Origin of the sequence: Methylobacterium sp. J-072 (assembly GCF_022829425.1) — a bacterium.
Classification (GTDB): domain Bacteria; phylum Pseudomonadota; class Alphaproteobacteria; order Rhizobiales; family Beijerinckiaceae; genus Methylobacterium.
Window position 1 is genome coordinate 1 of sequence record NZ_JAKSYK010000107.1, and the last position, 15823, is coordinate 15823.

10 protein-coding genes and 7 pseudogenes are annotated in these 15823 nt (G+C 59.6%); 12 read left to right on the forward strand and 5 right to left on the reverse strand.

The genetic code is table 11. From position 1 onward, the window contains the following. The first annotated feature begins 419 nt into the window (after positions 1-419). Genes MKK67_RS11900 through MKK67_RS11910 form a run of 3 tightly spaced genes read left to right on the forward strand, consistent with a single transcriptional unit; the run spans position 420 to position 3017 of the window. Positions 420-1415 (forward strand): GDP-mannose 4,6-dehydratase, encoded by a 996-nt coding sequence (locus MKK67_RS11900; RefSeq protein ID WP_243964846.1) that lies wholly within the window; start codon positions 420-422, stop codon positions 1413-1415. A gap of 7 nt (positions 1416-1422) precedes the next feature. After that, positions 1423-2142, forward strand: a complete 720-nt coding sequence (locus MKK67_RS11905) for an NDP-sugar synthase (RefSeq protein WP_243964853.1) — start codon at positions 1423-1425, stop codon at positions 2140-2142. After that, complete coding sequence (locus MKK67_RS11910; RefSeq protein ID WP_243964862.1) at positions 2139-3017, forward strand: NAD-dependent epimerase/dehydratase family protein; 879 nt, start codon at positions 2139-2141, stop codon at positions 3015-3017. Before MKK67_RS11905 ends, MKK67_RS11910 begins: the two co-directional genes overlap by 4 nt. 493 nt (positions 3018-3510) lie before the next feature. Here the strand turns inward: MKK67_RS11910 and tnpC are convergent, their stop codons facing one another. The 3 genes from tnpC to tnpA all read right to left on the reverse strand — a co-directional run bounded on the left by tnpC (position 3511) and on the right by tnpA (position 5876). Beyond that, positions 3511-5016, reverse strand: a complete 1506-nt coding sequence (gene tnpC / locus MKK67_RS11915; protein WP_243964890.1) for an IS66 family transposase — start codon at positions 5014-5016, stop codon at positions 3511-3513. A gap of 102 nt (positions 5017-5118) precedes the next feature. After that, positions 5119-5466: an IS66 family insertion sequence element accessory protein TnpB gene (gene tnpB, locus MKK67_RS11920; protein ID WP_243964872.1), complete on the reverse strand. Its 348-nt coding sequence runs from the start codon at positions 5464-5466 to the stop codon at positions 5119-5121. Further along, positions 5463-5876, reverse strand: a complete 414-nt coding sequence (gene tnpA, locus MKK67_RS11925) for an IS66-like element accessory protein TnpA (RefSeq protein ID WP_243964874.1) — start codon at positions 5874-5876, stop codon at positions 5463-5465. Before tnpA ends, tnpB begins: the two co-directional genes overlap by 4 nt. A gap of 601 nt (positions 5877-6477) precedes the next feature. Here tnpA and MKK67_RS11935 point away from each other — a divergent pair. Together MKK67_RS11935 and MKK67_RS11940 are read left to right on the forward strand one after the other, a co-directional pair. Beyond that, positions 6478-6763 (forward strand): annotated as a pseudogene (locus MKK67_RS11935) (IS66 family transposase); the annotation flags it as partial. A gap of 592 nt (positions 6764-7355) precedes the next feature. Further along, positions 7356-8384, forward strand: coding sequence for a class I SAM-dependent methyltransferase (locus tag MKK67_RS11940; RefSeq protein ID WP_243964877.1), 1029 nt, complete (start codon positions 7356-7358; stop codon positions 8382-8384). A 6-nt stretch (positions 8385-8390) separates the two neighbouring features. Here MKK67_RS11940 and MKK67_RS11945 read toward each other — a convergent pair whose 3' ends face one another. Further along, positions 8391-9200 carry an IS5 family transposase gene (locus tag MKK67_RS11945; protein WP_243964879.1) on the reverse strand — a complete coding sequence of 270 codons (810 nt, stop codon included), beginning with the start codon at positions 9198-9200 and terminating at the stop codon, positions 8391-8393. 238 nt (positions 9201-9438) lie between these two features. Here MKK67_RS11945 and MKK67_RS32910 point away from each other — a divergent pair. From MKK67_RS32910 to MKK67_RS11975, 5 genes and pseudogenes are all read left to right on the forward strand, one after another. Further along, positions 9439-10262, forward strand: a pseudogene (locus tag MKK67_RS32910) (transposase); the annotation flags it as partial. 143 nt (positions 10263-10405) lie between these two features. Then, positions 10406-10689, forward strand: a pseudogene (locus MKK67_RS11960) (transposase); the annotation flags it as partial. A gap of 320 nt (positions 10690-11009) precedes the next feature. Next, a pseudogene (locus MKK67_RS11965) lies at positions 11010-11181 on the forward strand (IS5/IS1182 family transposase); the annotation flags it as partial. A 214-nt stretch (positions 11182-11395) separates the two neighbouring features. Then, positions 11396-12427, forward strand: coding sequence for a DUF1796 family putative cysteine peptidase (locus tag MKK67_RS11970; RefSeq protein ID WP_243964881.1), 1032 nt, complete (start codon positions 11396-11398; stop codon positions 12425-12427). A gap of 149 nt (positions 12428-12576) precedes the next feature. Further along, complete coding sequence (locus MKK67_RS11975; RefSeq protein ID WP_409568396.1) at positions 12577-12741, forward strand: hypothetical protein; 165 nt, start codon at positions 12577-12579, stop codon at positions 12739-12741. Positions 12742-12781: 40 nt separating this feature from the next. On the opposite strand, the pseudogene MKK67_RS11980 reads toward MKK67_RS11975, so the two are convergent. After that, a pseudogene (locus tag MKK67_RS11980) lies at positions 12782-13864 on the reverse strand (IS630 family transposase). A gap of 290 nt (positions 13865-14154) precedes the next feature. Here MKK67_RS11980 and MKK67_RS11985 point away from each other — a divergent pair. Next, positions 14155-15207 (forward strand): annotated as a pseudogene (locus MKK67_RS11985) (IS481 family transposase). Between the two features lie 110 nt (positions 15208-15317). Then, positions 15318-15823 (forward strand): annotated as a pseudogene (locus MKK67_RS11990) (transposase); the annotation flags it as partial.

Sequence of the window (15823 nt, forward strand, 5' to 3'; positions counted from 1 at the left end):
ACCTGCGCAAGGCCAAGGCCCGCACCTTCGACGCTCTCTGGCGAGCCATCGGCGACATCTGCGGCTTGTTCGAGCCCCAAGAGTGCTGGAACTTCCTCAAGGACAAGGGATATGCGTCCAATTAAGTGGACGACGCTCTAGCACAAATGACGCGTGATCGTTCGGCGGTCGCTGGTTCAGAAGCTGCTCATGCGGTGGACCATTCCGAAAACGAGATCTGCTGGACGATCCACGACATAAGGGCGCCGGCGTCTGCAACAGGATCGGGCGCAACCGCGACCATCGAGCAAGCCTCATTAAGAAAATAAACTCTATATGCGCTTTAACGCCCCAAGATCGACAGGTCGACCAAGAAAGGCTATCGCTCGCCGCGTTGAACAGCGCTCGCGACCCCTAGCTCCGGTGAGGCTATCGAAATCATGGAAAATACATTTGGGTCGAAAAAGATCCTAGTTACAGGTGCTGCGGGATTCATTGGCAGCCATGTTTCGCAAGCGCTAGTGAGCCTTGGCGCCGACGTGACATGCATGACGCATTATAATTCATCATCCAGTATCGGCAATCTAGAGTTTCTCCCTCCTGATTGCAAGGCTAAGCTTAAAATAATTGCAGGGAATATCGAAGACAGTGATTTTGTTTTTCGTGCTGTTGAAGGGAACGATATTGTACTTCATCTCGCCGCCCTGATCGCGATACCCTATTCATATATAGCTCCAAGAAGCTACCTTAGGACAAATATCGAGGGAACGCTCAATGTACTGGAGGCGGCTAGGCGATTTCGCGTTTCACGAGTTATCCATACAAGTACCTCGGAAGTTTACGGCACAGCAATTCGAGTTCCAATAGATGAGGATCATCCTCTGCAAGGGCAGTCGCCATATTCGGCTAGCAAGTTGGCTGCCGACAAAATTGCGGAAAGTTATTATCGCTCTTTCGATACTCCCGTAGTCACGCTTAGGCCGTTCAACACTTTTGGCCCTCGACAATCTGCTCGAGCTTTTATTCCAGCGATAATTTGTCAAGCCCTTGAGCGTGAGGAGATACATCTTGGTTCGCTCGCCCCCCTTCGCGACATGACCTTCGTTGATGACACAGTCGACGGTTTCCTCCGCGCTGCCATTGCGCCCGGCATCGAAGGAGAAACTATTAATCTCGGTACTGGCTCAACGTTCAGCATTGGCGACTTCGCCGATCGAATTTTGGCACTGATGGATGCAAAAAAGCCGATTGTACACGACTCCCGCCGTGATAGACCAGCGCGCAGTGAAGTTATGAGATTGGTATCTAATAACGCAAAGGCTAAAAGCTTGATGGGTTGGGAGCCAAAAACAGATTTGGATGACGGGTTGCGAAAAACCATTGAATTCGTCGACCATCACCGTGAATTGTACCGTCCCAACGTATTTGCGGTATGAGGCTGCCATGAAAGCGATCGTTATGGCCGGCGGTAAGGGTTCACGACTGCACCCCTACTCCGCAGTTTTCCCGAAGCCTTTGATGCCGCTCGGTGACATGCCGATTTTGGAGCTTCTACTACGTCGCCTCAAGGCAGCTGGGGTCACCGAAGTCGTTCTTGCCGTCAATCACCTCCGACATCTGATCGAGGCGTTTTTCGGAGACGGAAGCCGAGTCGGAATACCGATTACCTACAGTGTGGAGGATAAGCCGCTTGGAACGGCGGGGCCGATCGGCCTTGCCCTGGATCGGCTCGGCGAGACCTTCTTGCTAACGAATGGTGATTTGCTCACCACCTTAGATATTCGGCGCATGATTGAAAAGCACTTACAGCGCAAGGCTGCTGCAACTATCGGTACATACCTGCGGGAGATGAAGAGCGAGTTTGGTGTTCTGGAGACCGACGAAGAAATGCGCATGGTGGCTTACCGTGAGAAACCTACGTTCGAGCAACTAATTAGTATGGGGATCTATGTTCTTAACACGGATGCTGTTCGGTCGTATATTCGGCCAGGCGAGCACTTAGATATGCCGGATTTAGTGCGCGCTCTCGTGGCAGATAATCAACATGTCTATTGCCACCGCGACGACTGTTTCTGGCTCGACATAGGTAGACCCGCCGATTTCGCTCTCGCTCAGGAAATGTTCGAGAAAGATTCGAGCGTTTTTCTGGAATCTTTATCTTGAAAACTGCCTTTGTGACTGGGGCGAATGGATTCCTTGGGCGGCGAATTGTTTCCGCGCTCAAAGAGGATGGATGGCGGACGACGGGAATCGTCCGCCACGACCCTGAAGCGGGCGACCTCGTCGTCCATTCACTACGAGAAGAAAATTTCAGGACTGCGCTCACTGATGTCAAGCCGGATTTAATTATCCATGGCGTCGGCACAGCAGGCCCGATGTCGCCTCGAAACTTATTCGAAGCAAATCTTCTGTGCGCAACTGATCTGTTTTTGGTTCTTGATCAGCTCGATCTCGGAACGGCAGTGGTTCTCATTGGGTCAGCTGCTGAGTACGGTTATGTGTCTGCACGGGATTTGCCAGTCTTAGAAGAGCATATCTGCGTACCGCAGACTACATATGGCGTTAGTAAGTTCGCGCAAACGGCGCTGGGACTGTCTCAGAAGCACCGACCGGTTCTGTGTGCTCGATTGTTCAATCCTGTCGGGCTCGGCATGCCGTCTTACCTTGCGCTAGGTGACTTTACCGATCGGATTCGTAGAGGTGAAACAGAGCTGCGCGTTGGAAATTTAGCCGTTCGACGTGACTTTATTTGTGTTGACGAAGCTGCGCGATTGATCTGCGCTCTCTGCATGGTTCCTGACGCCTTTGGACAAGTGATCAATATATGCGCCGGTGAGTCTTTCGAACTGAAGGATATTGTGACTCAGTTGACCGAGATCGCACCTCAAGTTGTCAACATCGTCACAGACCCCCTTCGGGTACGAGGTGGTGAGATGCCAGAATTTTACGGCAGTACCGCACGGCTTCGGCGATATGGAATCACCCCGAATAGACCCGACTTTACGAAAATTTTGAAAGGGATGATCGCACATCTGTAACGGTGCACTTTGACACCCTGATATTAAGTCATTTAAAGTAGGAATAGTGTCAAGGCGCCATATGTTGTTTGGTAGACCCATTAGGTGCGCCCTGAACCACAAGCGCGACTTGCCGTTTCGACCACAACGAAAGGCTGCCGATCCGGTTCAAGTTGCCCGAGCATATACGAGCTCGGCGTTACCCCCGAGCTGACCCGCTATTGCTGGTCTCAACGAGGTTGGGCAATGGACTTGATGTTCGACCGTTATCTTCGATGGCCTGTTCCAAGTCCTGATAGCTATGGACTGCCACAAACGAGATGCGCCCTTGCTGAAGCCTGGAGCCAACTTCCAGGCCTATCGAGAGGTCGACGCGCTTAATGCACTGACGCGGCTACTTGGCCGGTCGAAAAGCCTGCGCGTGTGTCGCGCTCGGGCAGGGCGAACATGCACTGAAGCCAGAGTTGCAGAGTACGCCTACGGTGAAGGCCGCGGTCGTGGTTCCGACGGGGTATCAGGCTGCGATCTGCCGGGGCTGAGGCTGGGTCCAGTTCCAGGGCAGAAGGTCGTCGATACGCCGGGCCGGATGGTCGGGCAGACGCCTGAGCACATCGGCGAGCCAGACCTGCGGATCGATGCGATTGAGCTTGGCGGTCTCGATCAGCGTGTAGAGGGCAGCCGTACGATGCCCGCCCGCATCCGAGCCGGCGAAGGTCCAATTGCGGCGGCCCACCGCGATGGGACGGATTGAGCGTTCGGCGGCGTTGTTCGAGAGGCAGATGCGCCCGTCGTCGAGGAACCGGGTGAAGGCGGTCCAGCGCTTGAGCAGGTAGTCGATCGCCGCTGCCGTGGGCGCTTTGGCCGAGAGTCTGGCGCGGTTCTCCCGCAGCCACGTCTCCAGGTCGGTGACGAGGGCAGCCGAGCGTGCGCGGCGGTGCGCGCAGCGTTCATCGGGGGCAAGACCATTGGCGGCGCGCTCGATGGCGAAGATCGCATCGATCCGTGTCACCGCCTCGATCGCGATCGGAGCCTTCTTCAGATCGGCCAGCTCGAAGAACTTGCGTCGGGCATGGGCCCAGCAGGCCGCCTCGTGGATCGGACCCGGCTTGCGGCCGGGTTCGTACAGGCGGCCGAACCCCGAGAAGGCATCCGCCTGCACGATGCCGTGGAAGTCGCCGAGCCAGGTCTCGGCATGCGCGCCGGAGCGGTCGGGAGAGTAGAAGTAGGCCGCCGCCGGCGGCTCGGGTCCACCGAAGGGGCGGTCGTCGCGCACCACCGTCCAGAGCCGGCCCGTGCGGGTCTTACCCTTGGCCAGAACCGGCACCGGCGTGTCGTCGAGATGGAGGCGCTCGGCTTCCCGAACATGGGCCTCAATCCGGGAGACCAGAGGCGACAGGGCAGTGGTGACGGCTCCGACCCAGCCGGCCAGGGTCGAGACGTTGATCGGCACGCCCTCATGGGCGAAGCGCTGGCTCTGGCGATGCAGTGGCAGGTGCAGGCCGAACTTGGCCATCATCACCTCGGCCAGGAGGTTCGGGCCGGCCCGGCCCTGCGGGATCGGATGGAAGGGAGCCGGGGTCTGCGCGATGGTCTCGCAGTCGCGGCAGGAGAAGCGCTCGCGCACGTGCTGGATCACGACCCAGCGCGCCGGGATCCGCTCCAGGGTCTCGGTGACGTCCTCGCCAAGGTGGCGTAGGCGTGCCCCGCCGCAACAGGCGCAGGTCGTCGGGCCGGGATGGACGACGCGCTCGCGCGGCAGGTGCTCGGGCAGAGGTCGACGAGCGGGCTTGCGCCGCGAGGAAGCTACACCGGGGAGCGCATTGGGCTCGGCAGCCGCCTGCGCGTCCGTCTCGGCCAGCGTCTCCTCCAGATCCTCCAGGACGAGTTCGAGCTGGTCGATCCGGGCGCTGCGTTCCGAGGAGGCCCCGAAGCGCTCCCGCCGCAGCCGGGCGACCTCCAGCTTGAGCCGTTCGACCGCGATCTCGGACACGAGCCGCGCCGCCCGCTCGGCCAGGATCATGGCGTGGGCGGCAGCGAGATCGGTGGGAAGCGGCGGGGGCTCGGACGCGTTCGGCACGCCCGAGAGAAGAGCATATTGCTCAGCCTTTGTAACGCGTTATCCTCATCCGATCGTACTCGGACGCCAGCTCTTCTGTGGCATCCGCCAGTCGATGCCCGAGAGCAGGTAGCCGAGCTGCGCCGTCGAGATCGTCACGGCTCCGTCCGCCGCGGACGGCCACAGGAAACGGCCCCGGTCGAGCCGCTTGGTGTAGAGGCACGCGCCCTGGCCATCGTGCCAGATCACCTTGATCAGGTCGCCGCGCCGGCCGCGGAACACGAACAGGTGCCCGGAGTGGGGATCGCGCTTCAGCGTCTCCTGGACGATTATCCCCAAGCTGGAAAAGCCCTTGCGCATGTCGGTGTGGCCGGTCGCCAACCAGACCCGCACGTTGGCCGGCAGCGGGATCATCGGCCCTCCAGGGCATCGAGCACCCGACGCAGAGCTCCGGCGTCGACGTCCCGGTCGACCGTGAGACGCCGACCGCCGCCGAGATCGATCTCGATGACGCCACTCTTGCGACGAGGCCGGCGCGGCGGCGCTGGAGTACGCGGATCATCCGACTGCGCAGCGGGAACACGAAGTGACGGCTCCGGGGCGATCGCGACGGGCACGAGGACCGGGGCCTGCGCGTCCCCGCCCAAACGGCCCTCCCGCGCCTGACGCCGCCAAGTGAACAGCAGGCCTTGGGCGATCCCGTGCCGGCGCGCCACCGAACACACCGACACGCCAGTCTCAAACGAGGCTTCGACGATCCGCGCCTTGTCGTCGAACGACCAGCGCCGCCGCCGTTCGGTATTCTCCAGGAGCTCGACCCGCATCACCCCGACCCACCGACCTTGACGCAAGCATTAAGGTCAGGCTTCAGCGCAGAGCGCGATGCCCTCGACCGCGGCCCTCACCGGAGGCGTACGTTGCAGACGCCAGGGTACAGGTTGGTCGCTGGCGTCGAGGAGGTAGGCGGCATCTCGCGCCAGATGCCCCGCGGAGGTCTGGTGCTCGGCGGCGTAACCCTGCTGGGCGGTGTAGCGGTGGGAGCACACGCCGCCCGGTGGCCATCTGTCATCTCCCGCACTACAACAGCGCTGCCTGTCAGCGAGATCACGTGCACCACGGCTGCGCGGATTGGAACACCCGGTGGTAAGCGTCTGAGCACTCGATGCGCACGCCAGTCTTGGCCGAGGCGATCAGCGCCGCACGGCGCAGCGTTGCAATAGCATTCTACGCGGGTGGATCGACTGCATCGTGGAGCACCGCGCTCCCGTCTGGCATTTGACTGTCCTGCATCCTGGTCCGAGGACGGACGCCTTGATCAAGGCATCTTTGTAAGCGCTGGATCCTGTTCGACGCCGAGTTCGAAGAGCATGATCGCTCTCTTGATTTTCTAACCAAAGCCGACCGAAACCGCCAACGGGATCGACTGGCCTGATGAACCTGCTTCATCGCGCGCAGGAGGGCTTTTGTCGTGGCTACGAGGCTGCGATTGCGATGCTGCGTCGTGCGGCGGTGATCGCCTCGGGCGAGACTGGCGTGCGCATCGAGTGCTCAGACGCTTACCACCGGGTGTTCCAATCCGCGCAGCCGTGGTGCACGTGATCTCGCCGACAGGCAGTGCTGTTGTAGTGCGGGAGATGACAGATGGCCACCGGGCGGCGTGTGCTCCCACCGCTACACCGCCCAGCGGGGTTACGCCGCCGAGCACCAGACTCACCGAACGCCCCACTCACCGCAATGTCCAATGTACTCACCGCCATCAGAGGCGTTACCGGAGCTGTCGCATCGGCGTCAACCGCGTGCTTCTACGCACCGCAACCTCAACGTAAAGTATTTCCATACGATATTTCTGACGAGCAGACTCGGCCATGCGACGCTAAGACCAGACCGGTTATCGCCTTGGTGCAGCGGCAGTGAAAGACATGAAATCAAAGCCAAAACCTTCGACTGTGCAAAAGCGGAACATACTTCTGAGTTCTGTGCGAATCGGGCAAAATCGCAAACCAGGAGAGAATCACATACGAGAGGCGAAACCTCCGATTCACCGCAACTCTTGTCGACCAATCGCTTTAATGTATACTCAACGACTTGCGCCAAAAAAGCGGCTACGAACCCGGGGCGGGCCGGCTTAAAATTCCAAGCTGACGGCGCAGCACAGGTGGTGGCAACTCCAGAGGTAAAGTGTGACAACGTGGACCACTCAAGCGGATTATCAATTTTCTTGCAATATCTGCGGGCATAATAGCTGTTCACAGCTGAGAGATAGAGTAGATGGACGCTCCGTTGTAAGCTGTGACCGGTGTAGGATGGGAGTTCTGCAAGATATTCCCGAAGATCTAGGTATTTTTTACGGAGGGGATTACTATAAGGCCGGCGTTGGCGAAGGCAAGGATGGCTATTCCAATTATGAATTCACCGCTGAGCATTCGTTGCTGTGGGCGAAGTTATGCGTGAAATTTCTTCGAGATTCAGGGGACATTCTCGATGTAGGGTGTGCGGATGGACACCTTCTTGCGAATCTCCCGACGCAATTCAATCGGTACGGAATAGAAGCTAATTATGCAGCCTCGCTACAAGCTACTCGGCGGGGCATACAAGTCATTTCTAACGATCTATTTTCCTTGTCGGGATGCGAGGAATGGATAGGAAAATTTGACATAATTACGTCCGTAGCTACCTTCGAGCACTTGAAGGACTTCAGAGGCGGTGTAGAGCTATGCCTCAGCATGCTTAAAGAGGATGGCGTTCTGTTGTTTGAGGTACCTCTCCTTTCGGATTGGGCGGATAACGACACTTGGTTTTCTTCCTCCTTGGAGCATGTTTATTACCCTACCCTACAGGGATTGGAATGGCTCCTGTCCAACGAGACGGGCACATATTTTGCTAGCGGAGAGGTGCATATAAAAGGATTTGCAAGTAATTATATAGCATTTGTGACCAAGAGCGAATCAACTTTTCGGCGTATTAATAGTTTGTACGAGGTGCTTACGCGTTCCGATCTTTCTCAATTATCCGACGAGGAGTGCGCTCTAAATTTGGCGTTCAACGTTGGTCATGCATTCGATGTCACTCCCGATCGAGTCTTAATGCTTCCAAAGCTATTAAAAACCGAAACTTCTTTTCACTTCCTTACGCGTCTGACCCACCTATGGCACGCCGACGCACTGGCGTCTGCTCGGCTGCATTGGGCCCTCGATACGTTAGATACGGCAAATGAGTATGGATCTAGGCAATCCCATGAGGTTGTACGTCTAATTGCTCTATCGAGAGACCTCGAGCAACGTGTGACCTTTTTAGAGAATAAATTGCGAGAGACCGCTCGGTTATTACCCTAGAGCGCGTTATGAACTCGTCATCGGTCGTCCGACCTGTTTGACCATGAGGCAGACGAAGGCGACCATGTGAAGTCCTGCCAGCGTGCTGGCATAACGCTCGTAATCCTTGACCAGGCGCCCACAGCGCGTCGCCCAAGCGAAGGATCGCTCCACCACCCAGCGGCGCGGCAGCAGCACGAACCCCCGCTTGGCCTCGGGGGCCTTGACCACCTCCAGGGCGATACCGTGCGCCTGGGCCGCGTCCGCCGCCCGCGCGCCGGTGTAGCCCTGACCGACGAAGCCCGTCTCGACGCTTCCGTCCGTCTCCGCTTGCACCGCGCCGGTCAGGCGATCGACCTCGCCGCGATCGTCGGCATCGGCCGGGGTGACATGCAGCGCCACCACGTGGCCGGGCGTGTCCACCGCCAGATGCACCTTCGAACCGCGCTTGCGCTTGGCCCCGTCGTAGCCCGACCGGTCGCCGCTCTCGGGCAAGGATCGCAGCGTCCGGCTGTCCAGGATCACCGCCGACGGCTCCGGCTTGCGATCCCCTGCCATCCGTAGAACCGCCCGTAGATCCCCGGCCACATCGGTGAAGCACTCCGCCGCCAGCCAGCGCTGCGTCTGCTGGTACACCGCCGCCAACGGCGGCAGGTCGTGCGGCATGAACCGCCACGGCGCCCCCGTCTTCACGATGAACCGCAAGCCGTTGAACACCTCCCGCAGGTCGTGGTCACGCTGGCTCGAACTCTCCCGCAGCAGCGCCAGATACGGCGCAACCAGCGCCCATTCCTCATCGGACACGTCAGATGGATAGCCGGCACGACCTGCGCTCATGCCCGATAGCGCGTCACTCCCGCATATAGTTCATAACAGCCTCTAGCATTGCAGTTAATTTCCTATGGAGGTTCCAGCTCCCTGCGGCACCATGATTGGCGCATCATAGACGGCTGGGATTTCAGTCAAGGCGACGCTGGATTTGTGGGCCTTATCGCTTTGGGAGGTGAAGGCCTTCATGCGGCCGCTATTGACCTAGGAGCGGGTCGCCGCCTCAGCCTGGGCGTTTTTCGACGGGCTGCTCGGCGCGGAGCGGCGCAAGATCGGCTGGATGAGGGCTGAAGTCGCTGACGATCGCGATCCCTGGCTTCAGCAGGCTTTGCTCGGCGAGGGCGCTGGGATGCCGAGGCTCTGCTCAGCGTCGTGCTGGACTATGCGCTGGAGGCCCTGGCCGACCCGGACGCGGCTCTGGTCTTCGACGAGACTGGCTTTCTGAAGTAGGGCAACGCCTGCCGCGGCGTCCATCGCTAGTATACCGGCTTGGCCGAAAAAATCAACAACCGCCAGTTTGACCTGTTCGCTGCCTATGTCTCACAGCATAGCCATGCCTTCATCAATCGAGCCTTGTACTTGCCTAGAAGGCGGACCTAGTGCATTGACGCGGACGGATGCATCAAGGACACGGAGCCAACCCGCTGCCTGATATTGATAATCCGGCGTGAGCCGTGCCCCATTTGAGTTCGTCAGTGCACTAGGATCCGGCCCGGCTGGCGGCCTTCACGTGCCAGAGGGGACGGCCTTCGCGACCAAGCCGGATCTGGCTTTGATGATGATCGAGCTAGCGATGGCCGCCGGCGTGCCGTTTTCCCGGGTGGCGGCCGACACCATCTACGGGGTCGTCGACATCGAGATGGCGCTGCGGCGCGCGGGCAAGGGCTACGTGCTTAGGGTTAATGCGGATCACGCGTTCAATTCCTAGATCGGCAAGCCGCTGGTAGGTGGCGCCGCCGAGGCGATCGCCGACGGCCTCTGCCCATCGGTCCCGATGCGCCTGTCGGCTGGTGAGGGACGAAGGGTGCACGGCTGTATGAGTGGACCTATTGCGAGCTAGCCGACCTCAATGGTGCCGCCCACGACCAGACCGACATGTGGACGCTCGGCCTGCTGACCCGCCGCAGTTTGGCGGGCGGGAAACTGGCATACTTCAAGATCGGAACTGTCAGAAAATTCGTGGGGGCGTCCAAGGTGGACCCGAAAGGGGGGCGATGGCACGACGCATAGCGCCCTCCATCCCTGACGCTATCCTAAACCAGCTGCTGGATAGCGCCGACTCGACGTCAGCGTTCGAGGCCAATGGCCTGCGGGACGAGCTGAAGAAGGCCTTGGCTGAGCGCGCCCTCAATGCCAAGATGGACCATCACTGGCGGACAAAGAGGCCAGCAACAGCCGTAACGGCGAATGCCGAAAGAAAGTGTCCATTGAGAATGGCCGGATCGAGCTGTCAATCCCGTGCGAACGGCAGGAGACGTTCGATCCGCAGCTGATCGCTATCAGTGCCGTTTCCCTGGCATATGCAATACGCAAAGTACGGAAGAATCACCAAGACGGTACTGGCGGCGAATGGATGAGGCGGGCTGGGATGGCGAGCGTTTTTGGATTGAAGTGCAAAACGCGCCGTGAACTGGGAAGCCGAAGATGTCCTTCCGCCCCACGCTGGACGTCGGCGTGCCCACTGAGACCGTCGTCCACGCCGCGTTCCCACGTGGCCAAGCCTATCTTGGCCTACGCGGCGCTATCTGTCCGATCTACGTCAATGCTCAGTTCGCCGCCCTGTCCGCCGGCAATGGTCAGCCCGCGGCCTGCCCTCAGCAGCTAGCGCTTGCCATTCAGCCCAGACGGCGATTGATCGACCGGGCATTCCGGTGGATCGGCCAATGCAGCAGGCTCTCACGATAACAAGGCCGCCCCATCGTCCGCGCTCGCTTTCTTCGTCTTCGCCGCCGCGATGATCCTCGTCAGACGGCTGGCGCGAGCATTATGAAACGGGTTTCAACGTTCCGGCTGGGTAAGGGTGAATTATTGCGGAGCCGAAAAAGCCTGCAGCAACACGGGGCTGAGCAATAACGAACGCAGGTAGGCCCTTGTCCCCGTCGACTGTAATACGGACATGGCCGTGATTATGGGTGGAAAGTCCACCATAGCTATTATATGCCCGTGCGGATGGTACGCGAGCTGCAATCAAGGTACTAGCGACGATGATGAATCTAGAAAATTTGCACAATCTAGCTGCTAATTACTTCAAATGGTTGGATAATGCCGAAATTTATGTACCTCCAGAGCTAGCGGAATACTTTCCAAATCCGTCTCTCAACGAAGAGTTTGTCGCCTATGCTGCGGTGCCGACAAAGTTATTCAGCAAACGGGAGTTTCTCGAAATCAAGCGCATCATAGGTTCGGACGTGTCCAGTGCACAGGAAGGGGACTACGCCCAATATCTATATCGAGTCTTAAGTGCACGGTTTAAAAATTTGCTGAACATCCGACTCCAAAATGGACTTAATTTGGTATCGATCGGAGGCAATTGTGTTCCGAGATTGCTTTTTTCCAAATGGGGCCTCAGAAAAACCCGACCTCTCGGCGCAAGATCGTTACCGTTCGATTTGGTATGGTGTGAACCCGACGGCATAGCCGATATTATCACCTCAGAATTTTCCGTGATGATTGATCCAATTTATCTGTCTACCGCGACTAAAAAGGACGTTCGGGAAAGTTGGAAGTGGTTCGTGGGCGATGTTCCTGTCGTTGTCAACAATTCATTTTCTGTTTGCTATAATCATGAAGCGGGGTCGTCTTGGATTGATAATAGGTATTCAAGACTCATAGATCGATATCGAACTCGCATTGATCGATTCCGTAAAATCATCGAAAACGGGATGCCAACTGTGGCTTTAATGAACCATCAGCGTTCATTCTCTGAGAAATCGTATGACAAGCTAATAGGTTGCGCGAAGGCCCTGGCCCGTTCATCAAAGGGGGAAATGCACGTTGTGTGCGTAGTGACTGCAGGTTATCCAAATAAATATACTTGCAGTCGGACAGTTGATGTCGATGAGAGGCTTCGCCTGACGATCGCCTTTAACCCTCAGCCGCCAGATCCTTATCTTTTCTATATGCCGTCTTCGTATGGTAGCGCCGCAGGTCTTGCCTGGGAGGCTGAGTTTCTCCGCATTCTTGAGCCCGTCATCAACCGGGAAATTGGTGTAAGCATCAGCTCCGGCATCAGCTGACGCTTAATTTTGTACATGAGGGCAGACGTCTCGCGATGCTAAGCTTTTATGTTGCGGAACGTTGTTGGGATGTGGTGCGTCGGGCGATCAAAATTTTTTGCGTGGCGGTTTGAGGGTGTGCGCCGCCGTGCTGGTAGGAGGGCTCATTGATGCTCGCCATCCATCTCCAGGCCCGCACCACCCCAACTGTCGACGCCGAGATCGCCCGCTCGCCGAGGGGCTCCGGTGTGTTGGCAAAGCGCTACGGTGTCTACGCCGAGACCAACCGCAAATTGGGATTGGCCCGGTTCGGTGAACACCAAGAACGCTTTTGAGCGAGGTGTTTGTCCGATGCTTAATACCAATCGGCGTTGATCATAACCGGTAGGCCCACGAGCGCAGGCCCAGGGACATGATCTTCCAGGGCTGGTCGATGAGGCGGTTCCAGGCGTCGCAACAGGTGTCGACGATGTCGTCGTAGAAGGCGAAGACTCGGTCGCCGAGCCAGTTGTCGCGCATGAACTGCCAGACGTTCTCGACCGGGTTGAGTTCGGGCGCGCAGGGCGGCAGCGTCAGCAGGGCGATGTTGTCCAGGACGACGACGTCGTGAGCGCCGTGCCAGCCTGCGCCGTCGAGCATCAGCACGGCATGAGCGCGGGGCGCGACGGAGCGGCTGATCTCGGCCAAATATAGGTTCATCGCCTCGCTGTCGCAGCGGGGTAGGACGAGACCGGCGCCCTTGCCCTTCTCCGGGCAGATCGCTCCGTCCTTCGACAGGCTCAGGATGAGGGATGTAGGCGTAGGCCGTGCGCTGGTCCTTGGGGGCCGAGGGTCGTGTCCCGCGGCGCGCCCATCGCCGCGGCAGGGTGTTCTTCTGGCCGACGCGCGCTTCGTCCTGCCACCATACCTCGATGGCCGTTCCGGCTGGCAGCCCCGCGCGGATCGCCTTCACGGCGGCGGGCAGGTTTTTTTGAAGTCCGTCAGGGCGGCTGGATCTTGCTCGTGGTGGCGCGGGCGCACCGACAGCTTGCGGAAGCCGAGGCGATTGATGAGCCGTCCGAGCGTGCCCTCGTTCAGGCTGACGCCAAAGCTCGCGTAGATCCAGGCGGCCAGATCCTTCAGCCGCCAACGCACCACGCCGTGCCGGTCCGGGTCCGGCCCGCTCTTGACAATCTGCATCAGTGCCCGGCGCTGTGCCGCGTCTAGCTTCGGCTTCTGGCCCGGCGCCTTGCTGTTGATCGGCCCCGCCGGACCATCCGCGTTGAAAGCCAGCACCCAATCGCGCACCGTCTGCAGGCCCACCACTCCGATCCGCGCCGCATCCGTGCGGCTGCCGCCATCGTAGATCTCAGCCAGCGCCAGAAGACGACGGCTCTGGCCCGCGTCCCGGCTGACCTTGGCTCGCCGCAGCAGATCATCGGCCGTGAAGTCCTCGCGCAGCGGCACCGCAGCTGACATAGCAAACCCTCCGGTTCACCGCATCGAATCAGATCCAACCCCGCAACGAAACCCCGTGAGTCAGCCTCCCCGTCGATTGGTATAAGACCCGTCCTGCATACCCCACCGAGTTCCGCCGGCAGATGGTCGATCTGGTTAGGAGCAGCAGCGATCCGACCGATTTCGCCCGCGAGTTTGAACTCTAGCTGTTTGGTTGCGGAACGTCATTGGGATGCGGCGCGTTGGGCGATCGAAGCCTATGCGTGGCGGTTTGCAGGTGTGCGCCGCCGTTCTTCCAGGAGGGCTCGCTGATGCTCTCCATCCATCCCCAAGCCCGCACCACCCCGGCTGTCCGCGCCGAGATCGCCCGCTCGTACGAGCGCTCCGGTGTGCTGGCCAAGCGCTACGGCGTGTCCACCGAGACCATCCGCAAATGGCGCAATCGCGGTCCCGATGCGTGTTAGGACCGCTCGGCTCGACCCCACAAGCTGCCCTGGAAAGCCACCGATGAGGAGCGCGCCATCGTGTGCGCGCTCCGCCGCTCCACCGGCTTTCCTCTGGATGCACTGACCTTCATCGTCAGCCACTTCCTGCCACACCTGAACCGGGATGCGGTCTACCGCATCCTCAAGGCCGAGGGCCTGAACCGGCTGCCGCCCGCCGAGCAGGCCCGCAAGCCACACGGCACCTTCAAGGACTACGAGGTCGGCTTCATCCACGTCGATGTGAAGCACCTGCCCAAGCTGCAGGATCGCGACCGCGTCTCGCGCAAGCGCTACCTGTACGTCGCCATCGATCGCGCCTCCCGCTACGTGCACCTCGCCGTCAAGGACGACGAGACCACGGCCTCGGCGGTGGCCTTCCTCACGGACGCGCTCGGGGCCTTTCCGTTCAAGGTCACGCACGTGCTCACCGACCGCGGCTCATGCTTCACGGCCGATGCGTTTGAGGCCGCCTGCCAGCGGCACGGTGTCCAGCATCGCAAGACGCGTCCCTACACGCCTAAAACCAACGGCATGGTCGAGCGCTTCAACGGGCGCGTCCAGCGCGAGGTGCTGGGGATCACGCTCTACAGCCACGCCGACCTGGAGATCGTGCTGCGCGGCTTCAACGCAGCCTACAACGGCCGCCGGCAGCGCGTGCTCAAGGGGCTCTCGCCCGAGATGGTGCTGCGCCAGCGTCTCGAAGCCGATCCCGCATTGGCCAACCCAACCTACAGACCGCCCAGTTCTACTATCATCAAACGCGCCCTCCGCGTCGTTGCAGATGCCAAGGAGGTCTCGCATCCAGACATCCTCTCTCGCGCGACAGCATGGTTTGCGCGGGATCCCGGAGTTCTGCCGTCGGGGTCTTCCGGTTCATGAGCGCCAGCCAAGCCGATTCCCCGATCACGGTGATGGCGCGCACCTGACCTGACCGGCTGGCTTTGGACTGGGCTGATTGAGAGGATCAGCGTGGACCAGAGGAGTTGGGGATGAAGCGAGGACAGAGGCCAAGTGCGGAGCAGGTCGTGCTGATGTTGTGCCAGATCGAGGTGCAGATGGCCCAGGGAAAGAGCATCGCCGTTGCATGCAAGGAAGCGGATGTCTCTGAGCAGAGTTACTACCGCTGGCGTAAGGAGTACGGCGGTCTGAAGGTCGATCAAGCCAAGACGATGGAGGATCTGGAGCGCGAGAACGCTCGATTGCGGCGGCTGGTATCCGACCTGTCCTTGGAGAAACAAGTTCTGGCGGACGTCGCCTCGGGAAACTTGTAGCCCCCGAGCGACGCAGGCAGGCGGTGGACGGCATCCGGGAGAAGTACGACCTCCCGGAACGTCACGCCTGCCGGATCGTCGGCCAGCATCGGGGCCCGCAGCGCTACGGGTCCTCGTCGCCGCACGATGAGGATGCGCTGACCAGTGCCATCATCGCCTCGGGCTCCGCGGCTTGGCGCCACGGCTTCGGCCCGCTCTCCGGCCCGCGTCAGGCACCCGGATGG